The organism is Devosia sp. Root685 (assembly GCF_001427875.1).
Classification (GTDB): Bacteria; Pseudomonadota; Alphaproteobacteria; order Rhizobiales; family Devosiaceae; genus Devosia.
In genome coordinates this window covers 1,047,300-1,065,743 of sequence record NZ_LMHK01000002.1, presented here as the reverse complement: position 1 = coordinate 1,065,743, position 18,444 = coordinate 1,047,300, and the positions used below count along the sequence as shown (strand labels likewise).

14 protein-coding genes are annotated in these 18,444 nt (G+C 60.8%); 13 read left to right on the top strand and 1 reads right to left on the bottom strand.

The features are described 5' to 3' along the window. Positions 1 to 10: 10 nt before the first annotated feature. From ASD83_RS13385 to ASD83_RS13365, 5 genes are all read left to right on the top strand, one after another. Complete coding sequence (locus tag ASD83_RS13385) at positions 11 to 3,148, top strand: multidrug efflux RND transporter permease subunit (protein ID WP_056311627.1); 3,138 nt, start codon at positions 11 to 13, stop codon at positions 3,146 to 3,148. Beyond that, entirely contained in the window at positions 3,141 to 4,916 is a 1,776-nt protein-coding gene (locus ASD83_RS13380) for an ABC transporter ATP-binding protein (protein ID WP_056311626.1), read from the top strand. The genes ASD83_RS13385 and ASD83_RS13380 overlap by 8 nt, the downstream gene beginning before the upstream one ends. A 6-nt stretch (positions 4,917 to 4,922) precedes the next feature. Next, positions 4,923 to 5,606: a response regulator gene (locus tag ASD83_RS13375; protein ID WP_056311624.1), complete on the top strand. Its 684-nt coding sequence runs from the start codon at positions 4,923 to 4,925 to the stop codon at positions 5,604 to 5,606. Beyond that, positions 5,599 to 6,666 carry a sensor histidine kinase gene (locus ASD83_RS13370; RefSeq protein WP_056311623.1) on the top strand — a complete coding sequence of 356 codons (1,068 nt, stop codon included), beginning with the start codon at positions 5,599 to 5,601 and terminating at the stop codon, positions 6,664 to 6,666. Before ASD83_RS13375 ends, ASD83_RS13370 begins: the two co-directional genes overlap by 8 nt. 343 nt (positions 6,667 to 7,009) lie before the next feature. Then, the gene (locus tag ASD83_RS13365; protein ID WP_244489170.1) at positions 7,010 to 7,381 is read left to right on the top strand and encodes a hypothetical protein; all 372 of its coding nucleotides are present in this window, start codon (positions 7,010 to 7,012) and stop codon (positions 7,379 to 7,381) included. 273 nt (positions 7,382 to 7,654) lie between these two features. Here the strand turns inward: ASD83_RS13365 and ASD83_RS13360 are convergent, their stop codons facing one another. Beyond that, a complete protein-coding gene (locus ASD83_RS13360; RefSeq protein WP_056311621.1) occupies positions 7,655 to 8,827 on the bottom strand; it encodes an ROK family transcriptional regulator in 1,173 nt (390 codons plus the stop codon). 116 nt (positions 8,828 to 8,943) lie between these two features. Here ASD83_RS13360 and ASD83_RS13355 point away from each other — a divergent pair, with 116 nt between their 5' ends. The 8 genes from ASD83_RS13355 to ASD83_RS13320 all read left to right on the top strand — a co-directional run bounded on the left by ASD83_RS13355 (position 8,944) and on the right by ASD83_RS13320 (position 18,442). After that, positions 8,944 to 10,212 (top strand): extracellular solute-binding protein, encoded by a 1,269-nt coding sequence (locus ASD83_RS13355; protein ID WP_056311619.1) that lies wholly within the window; start codon positions 8,944 to 8,946, stop codon positions 10,210 to 10,212. A gap of 65 nt (positions 10,213 to 10,277) precedes the next feature. Then, positions 10,278 to 11,162: a carbohydrate ABC transporter permease gene (locus tag ASD83_RS13350; protein ID WP_056311617.1), complete on the top strand. Its 885-nt coding sequence runs from the start codon at positions 10,278 to 10,280 to the stop codon at positions 11,160 to 11,162. Next, on the top strand, positions 11,162 to 12,013 hold the full coding sequence (locus ASD83_RS13345) for a carbohydrate ABC transporter permease (RefSeq protein ID WP_056311616.1): 852 nt from the start codon (positions 11,162 to 11,164) through the stop codon (positions 12,011 to 12,013). Before ASD83_RS13350 ends, ASD83_RS13345 begins: the two co-directional genes overlap by 1 nt. A 19-nt stretch (positions 12,014 to 12,032) precedes the next feature. Further along, positions 12,033 to 13,166, top strand: coding sequence for an ABC transporter ATP-binding protein (locus ASD83_RS13340; protein ID WP_056311614.1), 1,134 nt, complete (start codon positions 12,033 to 12,035; stop codon positions 13,164 to 13,166). 16 nt (positions 13,167 to 13,182) lie between these two features. Continuing rightward, positions 13,183 to 15,315: a beta-galactosidase gene (locus ASD83_RS13335; protein WP_056311612.1), complete on the top strand. Its 2,133-nt coding sequence runs from the start codon at positions 13,183 to 13,185 to the stop codon at positions 15,313 to 15,315. Positions 15,316 to 15,744: 429 nt separating this feature from the next. Then, positions 15,745 to 16,770: an ABC transporter substrate-binding protein gene (locus ASD83_RS13330; protein ID WP_056311611.1), complete on the top strand. Its 1,026-nt coding sequence runs from the start codon at positions 15,745 to 15,747 to the stop codon at positions 16,768 to 16,770. Positions 16,771 to 16,796: 26 nt separating this feature from the next. Continuing rightward, complete coding sequence (locus tag ASD83_RS13325; RefSeq protein WP_082561173.1) at positions 16,797 to 17,732, top strand: ABC transporter permease; 936 nt, start codon at positions 16,797 to 16,799, stop codon at positions 17,730 to 17,732. Then, positions 17,708 to 18,442: an ABC transporter ATP-binding protein gene (locus tag ASD83_RS13320; RefSeq protein WP_056311609.1), complete on the top strand. Its 735-nt coding sequence runs from the start codon at positions 17,708 to 17,710 to the stop codon at positions 18,440 to 18,442. The genes ASD83_RS13325 and ASD83_RS13320 overlap by 25 nt, the downstream gene beginning before the upstream one ends. Positions 18,443 to 18,444: the final 2 nt, after the last annotated feature.

The window sequence follows — 18,444 nt, the reverse complement described above, 5'->3', positions numbered from 1 at the left end:
GGCGAACCAAATGCCCCAGTTTTTTATTGATCGCCCCGTCTTTGCGTGGGTGGTGGCCGCATTCATCGTGTTGTTCGGCGTCATCGCCATCCCGCAGCTTCCGGTTGCACGTTTTCCCTCGATCGCTCCACCAAGCGTTAGTGTCTCGGCAAGCTATCCCGGTGCCTCGGCGCAGACCGTCAACGAGGGCGTTGTCATCCCGATCGAGCGCGAGCTCACGGGGGTCAAGAATCTCCTCTTTTTCGGCTCGTCTGCGGACAGCACGGGTAGCGCCAATGTGACGCTCACTTTCGCGCCGGGTACCGATCCCGAGCTTGCCATGGTGGACGTTCAGAACCGTTTGAAGGGTGTTGAACCCCGGCTGCCGGCCTTGGTGCGCCAGGGCGGGCTCACCGTTGAGTCCGCAACATCAGGCTTCTTGGCTATCGTCACCCTGACCTCCGAAGGCAAGCGCTTCTCCGCGCTCGATCTCGAAGATTATCTCGCCAAATACATCGTCCCGGAGCTCAAGCGCATCAAGGGCGTAGGCCGGCTGCAGTCGTTCGGCACCGAAAAGGCCATGCGCATCTGGGTCGATCCGCTCAAGCTTGAAATGCTGGGCCTTAGCTTCGCTGATGTGACCGCGGCGATCCAGGGGCAGAACCTCCAGATCGCGCCGGGTCAGCTTGGCGCGGGCCCGACCGTGCCAGGCCAGGCCATCACCGTGCCCCTAACTGTGCGCAGCGACCTGGCGACGACTGAAGAGTTCAGCAAGATTGCCATCAAGGGCGAGCGCAATGGCGCAACGGTCCTGTTGGGCGATGTGGCGCGCGTCGAAATCGGCGCCCAAACCACCGGCTTCTCGATGCAGCAGAATGGCAACGAGGCAACTGGCGCCGCCATCCAGCTCTCACCCGGCGCCAATGCCGTCGCGACCGCCGATGCAGTCAAGGCACGCCTTGCCGAACTCAAACTGGCGATGCCCGAGGGCATGTCCTATGCGCTCCCCTTCGACACGTCTCCCTTTATCAAGGTGTCCATCGAGAAGGTGATCTACACCCTGCTCGAAGCCATGGCGCTCGTCTTTGCGGTCATGTTCGTGTTCCTCCAGAACGTTCGCTACACCATCATTCCGGCCATCGTTGCGCCGGTGGCTCTGCTCGGTACGTTCGCAGTCATGCAGTTGACGGGATATTCGATCAACGTGCTCACCATGTTCGGCATGGTGCTGGCGATCGGCATCATCGTCGATGATGCCATCGTCGTGGTTGAAAACGTCGAGCGCATCATGACGACCGAGGGGCTTTCGCCCAGGGACGCCACAAGAAAGGCCATGAAGGAAATCACCGGCGCCGTGATCGGCATCACTGCCGTGCTTGTCGCCGTCTTCATTCCCATGGGTCTAGCCGGCGGTTCGGTGGGCGCCATCTATCGCCAGTTCACGCTGTCGATGTCGGTGTCGATCCTGTTCTCGGCGTTCCTGGCCCTGACCCTTACCCCAGCGCTCTGCGCGACGATCCTCAGGCCAGTCGATCATGGAAAGAAGAAGTGGCTGCCCTTCGCCCTTTTCGACAAGGGTGTCGATAAGGTCACGCATGGCTATGGCAAGACCGTCGGTGGCCTCTTGCGCCGCGGCGGGCGGATGATGGCGCTTTATGTTGTTCTCGTCGTTGCGCTCGTTTTCTGGTTCCCGCAGGTTCCGTCGGCTTTCATGCCCGACGAAGACCAGGGCAACTACACTGTGTCGATCACGTTGCCAGCCGGTGCGACCCAGGAGCGTACCGACAAGGTCACGAGCCTCTTCAACACCCAGGTGATGAAGCGCCCTGCGACGCAGGAAAATCTACTCATCAACGGCTTCAGTTTCATGGGGTCGGGATCCAATGCTGCCATGGCTTTCGTGACGCTCAAGGATTGGAAAGACCGCGCCCATATGCCGGCCAGCGAAGAAGTTGCGGCCATGACTGCGGCCATGGCTGATATCCCCGAGGGGTCGGTCATGGTGTCGCTGCCGGCGCCGATCGAGGAACTGGGCGGCGGCTCGGGTTTCAGCTTCGTGCTGCAGGATCGCGGCGGCAAGGGGCTCGATGCTCTCATGGCAGCGCAGAACCAGTTGCTGGATCTTGCGGCCAAGTCCACCAAGCTCTCGAGCCTTTATCAGAACAGCCTGCCCAATGGTCCCAATGTCGAGCTTGAGATCGACCGCAACAAGGCACAAGCGCTCGGCGTCGCATTCCAGTCGATCAGTGACACGCTCGCGACGGCTATCACCTCAAGCTATGTCGGCGACTTTTCCAATGGCGGCAAGCTGCAACAGGTCATCGTGCAGGCCGACGCGCGCTACCGCATGAATGTCGACGACGTCCTGAAACTGTTCGTGCGCAACGACAAGGGCGGCATGGTTTCGCTAAGCGAAGTCGTGACTGCCAAGTGGAACAGCGCGCCGGCCCAGATTTCGCGGCACAATGGCTATCTCGCCAATTCTCTCCAAGGCGAAGGTGCGCCAGGTGTGGCCAATGGCGATGCCATGGCCGAGGTCGAGCGTCTCGTCCAGCAACTGCCGGAAGGCTTTGGTATCGAATGGACCGGCGAATCTTTGCAAGAACGTCAGTCTGGCGCGCAGATGCCCATGCTGATCGCCATCTCGATGCTGGTGGTCTTCCTGGTGCTCGCCGCGCTTTACGAGAGCTGGACTGTGCCGCTGTCGGTGATGATGATGGTGCCGCTCGGGATCATCGGTTCGGTCGCAGCGGTGCAACTGGGTGGACAGTCAAACGACGTCTTCTTCAAAGTTGGCCTGATCACCGTCATTGGCCTTTCTGCTAAGAACGCCATCCTGATCGTCGAATTTGCCAAGGCCAAGCTTGCCGAAGGGTGGGCTCTGCGTGACGCGATCGTCGAGGCCGGCCGGCTGCGCATCAGGCCGATCGTCATGACATCGCTTGCTTTTGCGCTCGGCGTCATGCCGCTGGTCCATGCCCACGGCGCCAGCGCCGAGACCCAAAAGGCCCTCGGCACCGGCGTTCTGGGCGGGGTTATCGCCGCTACGATCTTCGCGCTGATCTTCGTGCCAGTATTCTACTTCGTCGTGATGTCGATCTTCGGCCGCAAGCGCAAGAAGGCCCCCGAAACCGCCGACCTCCAACCTGCGAGCTCAAACCATGCATGACCTCGACGACCTCGCAGACTATGAGGCCTCGGCCCGGCAGCACACGCCCTGGCGGCGTGTGCTCGCTCTCTTCCGCCCACATGTCAGAGCGCTCCTTATCGTCCTTGGGCTTATCGTGATTGCTGGCATAGCGGGCGCGACGGCACCATTCATGATGCGCGGCATCATCGACGATGCACTGCCGGCTCGCGATGCCACGCTGCTGGTCTGGCTGTGTGGCGGGCTCGTCGGGGTCGCCGTGTTATCGGCCATTGCCGGCGTGCTGCAGGCCTATGTCTCGACCCATATCGGCCAGCAGCTGATGCACGAATTGCGGGTGACGCTTTACGAGCACCTGCAATCGCTCTCGCTCGCCTTTTTCGCCACGGCGCGAACCGGCGAGGTGCAATCGCGCATGTCGAGCGACATTGCGGGTCTTCAATCGCTGTTCACTAATACCGCGACCGACGTCGCCCGCAATGTCAGCGTCGCGCTGACGACTGTCGTCGCCATGATTCTCCTCGATTGGCGCCTGGCGCTTGCCTCGCTCGCCTTCATGCCGATCCTGCTCTGGCTCAACAATCGCGTCGCCGCGTTGCGCGAGCGCATCACGTTCCAGCAGCAGGAGCGCATTGCCGATATGTCGGCAACGGTCACGGAATCCCTCTCGGCGGGCGGTTTCATTCTCGGCCGCACCATGGGACGGGCCCATCACCTCGTGCGGCTCTTCCGCCAGACTTCCTCGGATGTCGCCCGGCTCGAACTGCGGTCCCACACCGCCGGTCAATGGGAAATCGCCATCATCATGTTTGCGCTCGACATCCTGCCGGCGCTGACCTTCTTTATCGGCGGGCTGATGCTGGCCCAGGGTTCTGGTGTCTCTATTGGCACCCTGGTGGCGCTTATCGCGCTGCAGGAACAGCTGCTCTGGCCCATGCTTGAACTGTTCGAAGCCCGGGTGGAACTGCGCAAGGCGCGCGCCTTGCTCACGCGAGTTTTTGGTACCCTCGACACCAAGCCGACGCTGGTCGAGCCTGCAAATCCCGTTGAAGTCGATGCCAACGGCGTTCGGGGCGAGATCGTTTTCGAGGACGTGTCCTTCTCCTATCCGGCATCAGAGCGCCAAACGCTGGATCACGTCGCCTTGCGCATTCCGGCTGGCACGCACACCGCTATCGTGGGCAGCACGGGGTCAGGCAAGAGCACGCTGGGCTATCTGCTGGCGCGCCTTTACGATCCTGACAGCGGACGGGTGACGCTGGATGGCATCGACCTCAAGGATTTGAGTTTTGAAACCCTCTCTCACATCCTTGGTGTCGTGACGCAGGATCCCTTCCTGCTGAACGCCAGCGTCGATGAGAACCTGCGCTTTGCCAAACCAGACGCATCGTCGGCCGAGATCGAACAGGCGCTCAAAATAGCGCAACTCTGGGAAAAGGTGGCTGGTCTGCCGAAGGGCATCCAGACCGAAGTCGGAGAGCGTGGCTATCAGTTTTCCGGCGGCGAGCGGCAAAGGCTGTCGCTGGCGCGGACCATTCTGCGCAATCCGCGCGTCCTTTTACTGGACGAAGCAACAAGCGCCCTCGACCCGCAGACCGAAAATGCTCTATCCGCAGCGCTTTCTGCACGTCACAATCGCACGGTGGTGTCGATCGCCCATCGTCTCTCGACAGTGCGCCATGCGGACCAGATCGTGGTCTTGGAGGAAGGACGCGTTGTCGAAATGGGAAGCCACGATCAGCTCATCGCCACGAACGGACGTTATCGCCAGCTCGCAACCATCGGCTGAACGCACATGAACAACCAGCTTATCCTCATCATCGAAGACGACATCGAAATCGTCCGCATCCTGCAGGCCTATTTCGAGCGCGATGGCTATCGGACTGTCAGCGCCACAGATCCCCATATTGGCCTTTCGCACCACCAGCGGCTGAAGCCCAACCTCGTGGTTCTCGACGTCAAGATGCCGAAAATGGACGGATTTGAAACGCTCGCTGCCCTGCGCAGCGTAGACGATACGCCCGTCATCATGGTCACCGCGCTTGCCGAGGATCTCGACAAGCTCCAGGCCCTTCGCCTGGGCGCCGACGACTATGTGGTCAAGCCTTTCAATCCACTTGAGGTCATCGCGCGAGCGCGCGCCATTCTGCGCCGTAGTCACGGAGGCAAAGTCAGCTCCGTGCTGAGGCTCGGCCCGCTCAGCATCGACAGCGATGCCATGACGGTCCATGTGGGAACGGCCATCTTGGGACTGACGCGCACCGAATATCGGCTGCTCGAGCACATGGCGCGCTCACCCAATCGCGTGTTCGAGCGCACCGAACTGATCGACGCTTGCCTGCCAGAAGGCGAGGCCATGAACCGCACCGTCGATAGTCATATGAGCAATCTCCGGCGCAAACTCGGCGCTGCCAGCTTGCCCGATCTGATCACTGGCGTCCGCGGCGTCGGCTATCGCCTGGATATGCCGAATGGCTAGGCAGGTCGGGACCGCACTGCAGATCGTTTTGATCGCGACCGCTCTTGCTGTCGCCGGTGCCCTCGTCGCCTATCTGGGGTTTCCGACCTATTTCGACCTCGTGCAGCGTGTGTTTCCGCAAGTCTCGGAGACGGAGTCTTTCTGGTCGTGGATCGACTGGGCCTACTTACTGCTGACATTGGTGGTCGTTCTCCCCATCGCAGCCTTTGGCGGTGTTTGGCTTTCCCGGCGGATCGTCCTCCCTCTCCTTGAAGTCGCGCGCGCTATCCGGGCTGTCGCCGCTGGCGATCTCACTGCTCGGGCCAATCCCGATATCAAAGGCTTCGGCGAGTCCGCGCGGCTCGTCGACGACTTTAACGCAATGGCCGAGCGCCTTGAGCGCGCCGAAGCGGAACTCCGTTACTCCAATTCTGCCGCTGCCCACGAACTCCGGACGCCTCTGACGATTTTGAAGGGCCGCATGCAAGGCATCGCCGACGGCGTGTTCACCCTTGATGGGGAACTGATCGGTCTGCTGATCGCCCAGGTCGATAGCATGACTCAGATTGTTGAAGACCTGCGAACGCTGGGTCTGTTCAACGCTGGCACCCTCGAGCTTTCGATAACCGACACCGATTTCGCTATCGTCGCCCGGGATGTCGTTGACCTGTCCGCCGAAGCGCTTGCCGCAAAAAACATGCTGCTGCAGGCTGATCTCCGAGCGGCGCCCGTCCGGGCCGACCCGGCACGGCTCCGCCAGGCGCTCTTGGCCTTGATCGATAACGCCATGCGATATGCTCCAGGAAAACCCATCTCCATTTCCACGGGGATGGAACACGGCGATGCCGTGCTCAGGGTCACTGATAACGGTTCCGGCCTATCTGCCGATGCGCTACGCAATGCCTTTGAGCCGTTCTGGCGTGACGAAGGGTCAAGAGCCCGCGACAAAGGTGGCAGCGGGCTGGGCCTATCGGTTGTCAGAGCCATCGTCCATGCGCATGACGGCCAAGTCCGCGCGGAAAATGTGCTTGATCATGGCGCGAGTTTCACTGTCTTCCTGCCGATGTCAAAATCCGTCTGAGACAGGAGAATATCTATGAAGCCCTTGGAAACCGATCGCCTGATCCTCCGAAGCTTTCGGGCGTATCGTAGATAACAGCAGACCGTCCGCAAACCACCCCTTACTGCCCACGTGCTTTCGCGATGCTGGTGACTCGCCATGACGCAAGTGGAGCGGCAATCGTATGGAAAGTCAGAGCGTGAGGCTATTATCGCGCACTTGGAGGTGGCTGCTCCGGAAGCAGACGTCTGCACACACTTGTCTACTTGTGCCGATGAAAAGACTATGGCCGGTTCTCAACCGTCATAAGGGCGGCATTTTCGCTGCACCGTGTTGATATTGATGAACGACAGGGAGGTGCGCAATGCCGGACTTAAAAAACCGAGAGGTTGCACTATCGTTATGCGCAACAGCCGAAAGCTTTCTCCACGCCTGTCACGAGATCGGCGAAACTTTGCTAGAAGAGCCTGACCACGTCGCGTTTGTACCGTTAGAGCGGTTGAGCCCCGTCCAGCGCGATGCTTTCGAGACTGTTGGTACCGGTGCGGAACTTGCCACCTGGCCAGAGGTAGGCAGTCGCATGACTGTTCAACTGCTCGACGAAGAAGCGATGGTAGGTGGCTGGATTACGGTCGAGCCCGGTCGCTATCGCTATTCTATGGGCTGGTCGGACTCAGTGACTGTGAAGACTGTCATTTGGGAGTATCTCGCCACCGAGACACGATGGGAGCGATAGACCTGTCCGTTGGGCACGTTCCCGCTTAAGAGCTGCGGCCACGGCAGTGTCCGCTTTCCCAGCTTCCGTACGCGAGGCCGCCAGGCTTCTCCCCACCCGAACCAAGTGTCCAACTGCACCAAACAGCGATGTCCGCTTTCGGGAATTTGAGAACAGCCCGAACGGCCGGAATTGGGCGCGTTTCTGCCTAGCAGCTGCCGGCCCCGTTTCTACCGTTCAAAACGCAGAGCCGCGGTCTCGGAAGCTGCCGTCGTCGTTGTCGGCGATCACTGGCTACGAGAGCCTGACGGCTCCGGCGCTGGCTTCGAAGTTGAACACCTGTCGCGTTGCGAGTGCCGCGGCGCCCTGCGCCCAGGAATTGTCTATCCAGTCAGGCGTTATGGGCGGCGGCGGCAACAGGCACCCTTCAAGCATGGCTTGTCTCATCGGTTCGAAAAACAGGTCGCCAAATGCAACGGCCTCACCGCCGACAACGATCACCTCGGGATCGACGATATTCGCAAAAGTCGCCAGAATAGATCCGATGGCCTGACCCGCCTCGCTCAAGAGGCCGATGGCGGTACTGTCCCCGTTGCGCGCCGCTTCGGCCATGTCGTGCCGTGTCGTGGTGGCAGCGGCACCTGTGGCGGCTTGCCAGCGGCGGAGCAGGGCGGGCTCTGAAAACAGGGTCTGCAGACAGCCGCGGCGTCCGCATTCACACGGGAGGCCTTCCGGGTGGAATGTGGAATGGCCGAGTTTGCCGGCGCCGCCATGTGCCCCATGGTGGACCTGGCCATCGATCACGACTGCGCAGCTGATACCGGCGCCAATGGCGAGCGCGCCAATGGTCTTGTGGTGGCGCCCCAGGCGAAACAGCTGTTGAGCCAAGGCAAAGGCATTGGTGTCGTCTTCAACCCAGACAGGCACGTGCACCACATCCGCCATCATTCGGGCCAGTGGGACCTCCGTCCAGTTGAAGCGGTGGCTGCGGCGACAAATGCCATCTTCGATAATGCCAGGCATGGCGATGCCGACGCCGGTGATGCGCGCACCAGGGGCGCCCCCCTCGGCCAGGAGGTCGGCAACGGCTTGGGCGCAGACCTTGACGATGGTCTCCGGAGACTGGTCGGGCAGGGGAATGATACGGGTGATAAGCGGTGTCGTCGACAAGTCCGTCAAGACACATTCGACGCTCCCGACCATGAGTTTCAGCCCGACCGCGAGGAGCCCTGAATAGTTGATCTCGATTGGAATCGGCCGACGCCCTGTCGCGCCGCTGCTGGGTTCCCCCTCTCTAACCAGCCCCTCAGTCAGAAGGTCGCCGACCGCAAACCCCACCGTTGCCCCGCTCAGCCCAATGGTCGTGGCGATATCGGCCCGGCTCAATGGTCCATTTTCCCGCAACAGGTTCAGGATCAGGCGCCGATTCATCGCGCGCGCGGTGCTCTGATCAACCTTGAGGTTCATATTCGGTAGTTCCTTAGTTTTATAAATTAAGTATTGCCAGATGGTCGGACGTCAGTCTAGGCTCAGTTTGCGATCGGGCGAGGAGTGCAGGTCGCTTTCATGGGAGGAACACTATCATGCATTCGCTGTTTGGCGGGGCAACGACCCGTCGTGCCTTTTTGAAGACCGTTGGTGGCGGCGCCGCCGCTCTGGCCGTGGGCGGCATCGCTATGCCAGCCATTGCCCAAAGCAACAACCTGACCATCGTCTTCAATGGCAACAACGAAAATCAGACGAATGCGCTCAAGGCCATCATCGCCGCTTTCGAGCAGCAGTCTGGCGCCACCGTCACCCTCAACCAGATGGACCACGAGGCACACAAGACGGCGATCCGCAACTATCTGGTCGCCGGTGCGCCCGATATCTGCTTCTGGTTCTCCGGCAATCGCATGAAGGCATTCGTTGATCGTGGCCTCTTTGACGATATCTCGGACCTTTTCGTCCAGGAAAACTACCAGTCGGTTCTCGGTGGCACGATCAATGCGGTCACCGTCAACGGCAAGCAATACGGCCTCCCACTGGCCGGCACGCTCTGGGGCAATTTCTATCTCAAGAACGTCTTCGAGGAAAAAGGCCTCGTGGCGCCTACGACTTGGGATGAACTCCTGACTTATGGCGAGGCCGCCAAGTCGGCAGGCATGGCACCCTTCGCCTTTGCCAGCAAGGAACTCTGGCCCTGCGCCGGCTTCTTTGACGCCCTCAATCTGCGCATCAATGGCCTTGAAAGCCACATTGCGTTGATGGACGGCAAGATGAGCTATCTTGACCCTGCCTTGACCGCCGTCTTCGACCGGTGGGAGGAGCTGATCAAGGGAGGCTTCTTCCTCGAAAACCACTCGTCCTACGGTTGGCAGGAGGCCGCGCCCCTCCTGGCCCAGCGCAAGGCCGGCATCATGAACCTCGGCAATTTCATCAAGTACGCGATTCCCGAGGCGGACCTGCCGCATCTGACCTTTGTCCCGTTCCCCAAGATCGCCGATATCCCGCGTTTTGACGACTTCTCGACGGACTCGGTCCACATTCCGGCCAATGCCAAGAACAAGGAGCTGGGCCGCCAGTTTCTCGCGTTCTTCTACCAGCCGGAAAACCTTGCAGCCTATCTCGCGCCGGCCGGCAATGTGCCCCCGCGCAATGATCTGCCGCCGAGCTCCGATCCCCTGGTGAATGCAGCCGTCGAAAGCCTGAAGCAGGTGCAGGGTACGGCCCAGTACTACGACCGTGACACCGATCCCGATATGGCCCAGGCCGGGCTCAATGGCTTCCAGGAGTTCATGGTGCGGCCGGAACGGCGCCAGGACATTCTCAACCGGCTTGAGCAGACGCGCACGCGCATCTTCAAGGTCTGAGTTCCTCCCGACGTTGGGCGGGGGTGGCCACAGCCACCCCCGCAGTCCCAATCCAGAGATTTCCGATGAGTAACGTCTGGCGCCGCCATCGCGGCTGGATAACGCCTGCCATCTTCATATTGCCTGCCATCGTCCTTTTCGGCGTCGTGATCGTCGCCTCCTCGCTGCAGAGCGTGTGGATCAGTCTGCACGAATGGGATGGTTTCGGTCCGATGCAGTGGATCGGCCTCGGCAATTACGAAGAGCTGTTTGCCGATCCCCAATTCTATACATCGCTCAAGAACAACGTGATCTGGCTGGTCATCTTCATGCTGGCCCCGCCGCTTGGCCTTGGCATCGCCTTGCTGGTCAACCAGCAGATCAAGGGCATGCGCATCGTAAAGTCGCTGTTCTTTGTGCCACTGGTGCTGGCTTCGGTCGCGGTCGGCGTCGTCTTTACCTGGGTCTATACCCCCCAGTTTGGTCTCCTGGCCCTGCTGTTCAGCGCCTTCGGCGCTTCCGCACCCGCCTTGTTGTCGGACGAAAACCTCGTCACCTTCGCGGTGGTTTTTGCCGCGCTATGGCCGCAGATCGCCTTCTGCATGGTCCTCTATCTCGCCGGCCTCAATAGCCTCTCCGAAGACCTGATCGGTGCAGGGCGGGTCGACGGGGCCCGCGGCTGGAACATGCTTCGCCATGTGGTCTTACCGCAGCTGACGCAGGTCAGCTTCATCGCGATCGCCATCACGGCCATCGGGGCATTGCGCTCCTTCGACATGATCTCGGTCATGACGCAGGGCGGCCCATTCGGCTCTTCCTCGGTTCTCGCCTACCAGATGTATGAGCAGTCGATCTTCTCGTACCGCTTCGGCTACGGCGCGGCCATCGCCACCATCCTCTTTCTCATCATGCTGGTGTTCATCGTGTGGTACCTGAACCGCATCATGCGCGCCGAAGATCGGAGTGCCTGATGTATCCTCGTCCGATACCGCAGACCGCCGTCGGCTTGCGCCGGGCCTACATGGTCCTCGTGATCGCCATTCTCGTGCTTTGGCTGGCTCCACTCTTTGCCATCCTGCTGACCTCGGCACGCTCGACCAGTGATATTGCCGCGGGCAATCTCTGGGGCTGGCCGACCCAGTTCGGCCTCATCGACAATTATGTCGGCGTTTTCACGCAAACGCCGATGGCCCGGTTCTTCGCCAATTCGCTGCTGATCACCGTGCCGGCGGTGGTGTTTGTTCTCGCGCTGTCGACACTCGCAGGCTTCGTGCTGTCCAAATATCCGTTTCGCGGCAGCATGCTGGTCTTTGCCATCTTCATTGGCGGCAATTTCCTGCCCGCGCAGATCATGATGATCCCCGTGCGCGACCTCATGGTCAGACTGGGGCTCTACGACACCACCTGGGCGCTGATCGTGTTTCACACGGCGTTTCAGACCGGGTTTGCCACGCTTTTTATGCGCAACTTCATCGCAGCGCTGCCCAAGGAACTGTTCGAGGCGGCACGGGCAGAAGGGGCGTCGCCTACCCAGATCCTCATCCATGTGGTCCTGCCACTCGTGCGGCCTGCACTCGCCGCACTCGCCATCCTGCTCTTCACTTTCATCTGGAATGACTACTTCTGGGCCGTGGTCCTGACCCTTTCGGACACGGTCAAGCCGGTCACAGCGGGCCTCGCCAATCTTCGTGGCCAGTACGTTTCGGCCTGGAACGTCATCTCGGCAGCCACGGTCATCGTTGCGGTGCCGCCGGTCGCAATGTTCTTCCTCATGCAACGTCACTTCATCGCCGGCCTCACTATGGGCGCGGTGAAGGGCTGAGCCCCTCAAGGATCTCGCAATGTCTAGTTTGCAACTGCGCAATATCGAAAAGAACTACGGCAATTATCATGCCCTGCGAGGCATCAACCTCGACGTGGCACCTGGCGAATTCATCGTCATGGTCGGGCCGTCAGGCTGCGGCAAGTCGACATTGCTCAAGTCGATCGCCGGGTTGGAGCCGATCACCTCGGGCACCATGATCATCAATGGCCGCGATGTCACCCGCGCCGAGCCCGGCGAGCGCGGCATTGCCATGGTTTTCCAGTCCTATGCCCTCTATCCGCACATGAGCGTCGCGGAAAACATGGGCTTTGGCCTGCGCATGGCCAAGCGTCCCAAGCCGGAGATTGACGCTGCCGTCGCCCGCGCCGCGAAAATCCTGCGCTTGACCGATCAACTCGACAAACTGCCGCGCCAGCTCTCGGGCGGGCAGCGTCAGCGGGTTGCCATTGGTCGGGCCATCACCCGTGCCCCCGAGGTCTTCCTTTTCGACGAACCGCTCAGCAATCTCGATGCGGCCTTGCGCACCCAGATGCGCGTCGAGCTCTCAACCCTCCATGCCGAGCTTGGCGCCACCATGGTCTATGTCACCCACGATCAGGTGGAAGCCATGACCATGGCCAGCCGCATCGTCGTGCTCAACCAGGGACGCATCGAGCAGGTCGGCAGTCCGCTCGATCTCTACCGCAACCCCGACAATTTCTTCGTTGCCGGCTTCCTCGGCGCCCCGCGCATGAATTTTTTCGAAGCCAGCGTCGTGGCGCTTGAAGAGGGCTGGGTTCGCGTGAGCAATCCCGGGGCGGGCGTATTTTCCATCGCCCTGCGGCCAGGCGCCAGGCTCGAGGTTGGCGATACGGTCAAGGTCGGCGTTCGCCCGGAGGCCTTCCATCTTGCCGAGGAGGACGACGGACTTGCCGCCAGTGTCCGCCTCGTGGAACATCTCGGCCGCGAAACCATCGTCTATGCCGATGCCACTCCGCTTCTGTCAGTTGGCTCGGACACCGGCACGAGTAACGTCACCATCCATCTGCCCGACATTGTCGGCCTCGCCGCAGGCGCGAGTATTCGTATCGCCTTCGATCCTGATCAGGCTTACCTCTTTGGCGGGCCAGACGATCAGACTCTCAGCCCCCCCAAGGCTTCCGCTATCTAGACCACGGAGACTTCTCGTGACCACCAAGACACCGCCCGCGCCCCTTTCGGTATGGCGGCCGATCAACATCGACACGTTTCTCCTCGGGGTCCCGCACTATCCGGAGCACGTGGATGAGAGCTATTGGGAACGTGACGCCCAGCGCATGAAGGAGGCCGGTTTCAATTCGGTTCGCATGGGCGAATTTGCCTGGCACATTTTCGAACCGAAGGAGAATACGTTCGACTTCGATCTCTTCGATCGCGCCATCGCCGTGTTGGGCAAGCATGGTGTCAAGACCATCATGTGTACGCCCACGGCCACGCCGCCGCGCTGGCTGACCTATCACTATCCCGAAGTGCTGCGTGTGGACGGAAGTGGCCGCCAGGCGAGCCACGGTTCGCGCCAGCATGGGGATACCACGAGCCCCGTCTATCGCACCCACAGCCAGCGCATCACCCGCGCCATGGCCGAGCACTACCGCGACAATCCCGACGTCATCGGCTGGCAGACCGACAATGAACTCAACACCTCGGAATCCCGCTCCTATTCGGAAGCGACCCGACGGGAGTTCCAGAAATTCCTTGAAGACAAGTATGGGAACATCGGCGCGCTCAACCACGCCTGGGGTGGCGACTTCTGGGCCACGGCCTATCAGAACTTCGACCAGATCGTTCTGCCGTTTGATCACAACCCGGTCTTTCCAAGCCCCGGCCATGTGCAGGACTATCACCGCTTCCTGGCTTTCTCGGTGGCGCGGTTCCAGCACGATCAGGTCGTCATCCTGCGCGACACCAATCCCGACTGGTTCATCTTCCACAATCTCGGGCGCCTGGACGACATCGACTTCCGTGGCCAGTTCTCGACCGACCTCGATTTCGTCGGCTACGACATCTATCCGCTGCTCTATGACGAAATGCAGCGCAATGGCGGCGCCGCGCACGCACAGGCCATTCACCTCGATGTCTGTCGGGGCTTCTCGGGCAATTTCATCGTCCCCGAACAGCAGTCGGGTTTTGGCGCGCAGCCGATATTTTCGACCATGACCCCCGAGCCGGGCGAAATGCGCCGCATGGCCTACAGTTCCGTCGCTCGCGGAGCCGATGGGGTGATGTTCTTCCGCTGGCGGCCCGCCCATTTCGGCGCCGAAATCTACTGGATGGGTATCATCGACCACGACGATGTGCCGCGCCGGCGCTATGACGAGGCCACGCAATTCGCCCAGGAAATCAACGCCATCAAGGACCAGATCCTCGGCACCTCAGTCGCCTTCGATGTCGGTATCGCCGGCTCCGATTTCGACAATCAGGAAGCGCACCGCACGTACCCGATGGGCCTGCCGAGCCCGCATGACGAAGGGGTCCTGCTGCATCGCTATTGCTATGACAATGGCATTTCCTGCGGCTTCATCCACCCTGAAGACGATCTGAGCCGCCTGAAGGTGCTCTATGTGCCGCACTGGCTTATCTGGAAAGACGAGTGGACCGATCATATCGAGGCCTTTGCCAGGAGTGGCGGCACTGTCATCCTGTCTGCCCGCACCGGCTCGCGTGACGAACACAATCACATCATTCGCGACGCTGCTCCCGGAAAATCGCTGACCGTTTTGGCGGGTGTTGCCGTCGAAGAATTCGGCCGGCTCGCACCGGTCGATGGAGATGGACTGTTCCCGCTCGGCGGCCGCTATGGCGCCGCGGCCATCCGCAAACAGTTCCCAGCTGAATCCTCCAGCCGCAAGTACACCTTGAAGGTCGGCAATCAGGAGATGACCGCCGGCCACATGTACGAGTTGCTCGAACTTTCCGAAGGCACCGAAACGCGAGGTATCTGGTCCAACCGTTTTGCCGAGGGTCGTGCAGCGATCTCGCTCCGCAAGGTCGGCAAAGGCCGCGTGATCTATTCGGGCACCTATCTCACCGATGCCCTGATCGAATCCCTGTTGGCCGAGGAGTTCGCCATCGCCGGCGTGGAGCAGATCTTGGCCGATAAGCCCGAGGGGATCGAAGTCGTCCTGCGCGAAGCCGAGGATCGCAAGCTTCTCTTCGTGCTCAATACGACGCATGAGCCCATCACCGTGAACAACCTGCCCGCGGGGACCGTTCTTGTCGGCGATGAAGCTGCGGATGGAGGTCTGGGGCCCTACGGCTGCCTTGTCCTCAGGCTCTTATGACCCGCTAAACCGCGAGGCGTGACCTTCCCCGTTGGTTGCGTGCAGAATTTTCCGAGCAGGTGCGCGAAGTTCACCTGCTCGTTTTCGAAGGACGTCGAGAGTCTTGTTATCTATCTGGTCAACCACCCCATTGCGGTTGTGCGGCAGATGACAGGACATGATGTCTGCTTTCATGGGGCGATTGTCGAAAAGCCACCAGTCCGCATACCACCCCGCGACAGCTGTCGAGGAGGCGCAGCGCTGGTACATACGTGAGACCTAGGAAAGACGGGCATTCTGCTTCTTGGAAAATCGGCGTCCTGAGAACTGCCTGAAAGCCGCACTCTTTCTCATTCCCTTGTGACATTCAGGAAATCGATCCTTTAATGTCTATAGAAATAGTGGATATTGGAAGCTAACGTTTCTCCATCGATCATCGGATGGACAGAAATGCAGCAGAACCGCCGAACCGCGACGATCTTGATCGCAGCCTCGTTTCTATCGCTTGCTACCCTTGGAGCAATATCTTCCCAGGAGGCCGCTCCGTTACTCGCTGAGGTCCCAACCGGTACAAAGCTAGTGGTGGGTGATCCCCAGACCAAAGTGGCTCTGCAGCTGTCCGGCCTTATCGACGAGATTCCGTTCGAGGTTGAATGGACCAATCTCAGCGGCGGGCCACAGACCTCGGAAGCCTTCCGAGCCAGGGCGCTCGATGTCGGCTCGGTAGCCGAAATTCCATCGATCTTTGCGAATTGGAACGGCCTGCCTGTCCGCAACATCGCCTACCGCGAACGTGAAGATCCGGTGGGTCACCCAATCTATCGCTTCGGCATCGCTCCAGGCGTGGACGTCAAGAGCCTCGCCGATTTCCGCGGCAAGCGCATTGCCTTCAGTCCAGGGCAAGCGCAAGGCGCTCTGGTGCTGCGGGCATTGCAGGCGGCAAACCTGACCCGCGATGACGTGACACTGGTAGAGCTGCCAAGCACTGGCGACGTCTATCCGGTGGCGCTCGCCAGCCATCAGGTCGATGTTGCCCCGATCGGCGGGGTCTACATCCGGCGCTACGTGAACCAGTACGGCGCCGATGGCGCCACGGTGATCGAGCACGGGCTGCGTGACGATCCGAGCCACCTTTATGCGCCACAATGGGTATTGGACGACCCGGCCAAGGCCGCAGCGCTCGCCGTCTACGTCGACTTCTGGGCACGGGCGACGCAGTGGATCAACGAAAACCCCGAGGCCTGGGTCGAAGGCTACTACGTCAAGGACCAAGGTCTAACCAAGGAAGACGGTGAATATCTCGTCGCGCTCGCCGGCAAACAGATCATCCCCGACAACTGGGACGAAGTCGCCGCCCGTCATCAAAAAACTATCGATCTCTTGGGCGCCGAGCTCGGTTACGAGCCCTACAGCTCAGAGGATATTTTTGACCGCCGGTTTGAAACACGCGCCGCGACAGCATTGAGCGCCAAATAGACTTCCCCGAACCCTGGAGTTCCGCGATGACCTATGTGAGCAGTAGCCCTAGCAGGGGACTCGATGTCCTCGACCGAGAACGATTGGCAAGCTTTGCCCCGCCGGCGAGCCACGCGTCTCCGACAAGCCACTCCTCTCCGACAAGCCTCCGGCCACCGGCCATTGTTGAAACCTCGACCAGGCGCCGCCGGCGCCTGGGGCCGGGTCCGGCCATCCCCTTTGGCCTGCAGATCGGGCCGATTGCACTTTTATTGACCTGGACCGCAGGATCGACATTCGGGCTTCTCGATCCGCGCATCCTCCCGGCGCCATTGACGATCGTCGCCACATTTGGTGACCTCATCGCCGACGGGCGGCTGCAATCAAACTTTCTCACCTCGTCAGTTCGAGCACTGCTTGGACTAGGTTTCGGGATCGTCATCGGCCTTTTGCTCGCCGTCATCTCGGGTCTCTCGCGCATCGGCGAGGCCTTCATTGATGGACCGATCCAGATCAAGCGCGCGGTACCGACCCTGGCGATGATCCCGTTGCTGATGCTGTGGCTTGGCATCGGGGAGACGATGAAGGTCACGATCATCACGCTCGGCGTCGTCGTTCCGATCTACATGCACACGCATAACGCGTTGCGGGCGATCGACGAGCGTTATGTTGAACTCGCCGAGACCCTAAGCATGAGCCAGCGCGACTTCCTGGTGCAGGTCATCTTGCCAGGCGCGGTACCCGGCTTCCTGCTCGGCCTGCGGTTTGCGGTCACCCTCTGCTGGGTGTCGCTGGTGGTGGTCGAGCAGATCAATGCCACCTCTGGCCTCGGCTACATGATCGAGCTCGCTCGAACCTATGGACAGACCCAGATCATCATCGTCGGACTCGTGGTCTATGCCTTCCTGGGCCTTGCCTCGGATGGCGTCGTCCGTCTGCTCGAAAGGAGATTGCTGTCATGGCGCCGCACGCTCGCCCATTGAACGCGGTTGAAGTCCGCCGGCTGACCCGCCGCTTTGGCGAGGTCACCATTCTTGACAATCTCGACCTCGAAATTGGCCAAGGCGAATTCGTCGCTCTCCTTGGAAAGAGCGGGTCGGGAAAGAGCACATTCCTGCGCGCGCTGGCCGGGTTGGATTACGAGGTCGAGGGCACCGGGGCGCTACGCACGCCCGAAAAGCTCTCCGTGGTATTTCAGGATGCGCGGCTCCTGCCGTGGCGCAACGTGATCCAGAATGTCACGCTGGGCCTTGGTGGAGCGGGGCGAGAGGCAGGGCGCAAGGCGCTGGAAGAGGTCGGACTTGCGGGTCGTGAAACGGCATGGCCGATCCAATTGTCCGGCGGTGAACAGCAGCGCGTGGCACTAGCCCGATCTCTCGTGCGTGAGCCGGCACTGCTTCTCGCCGACGAGCCCTTCGGGGCGCTCGATGCGCTCACCCGTCTCAAGATGCACGACCTGCTGCGCGAACTGTGCACCCGCCACCGGCCGGCTGTGCTTCTCGTGACCCATGATGTGGACGAGGCGATCTCATTGGCCGACCGCATTCTGGTTCTCGACCAGGGGCGCCTCGTCGAAGACCTGACGATCGACATCAAGGGCCGCCGCAATCATGGCGATCCGCGCTTTGGCGCGATCCGTACGCAATTGCTGTCCCGGCTCGGCGTTGACGCCGACGACCGCAGCGCTGCCTAGAC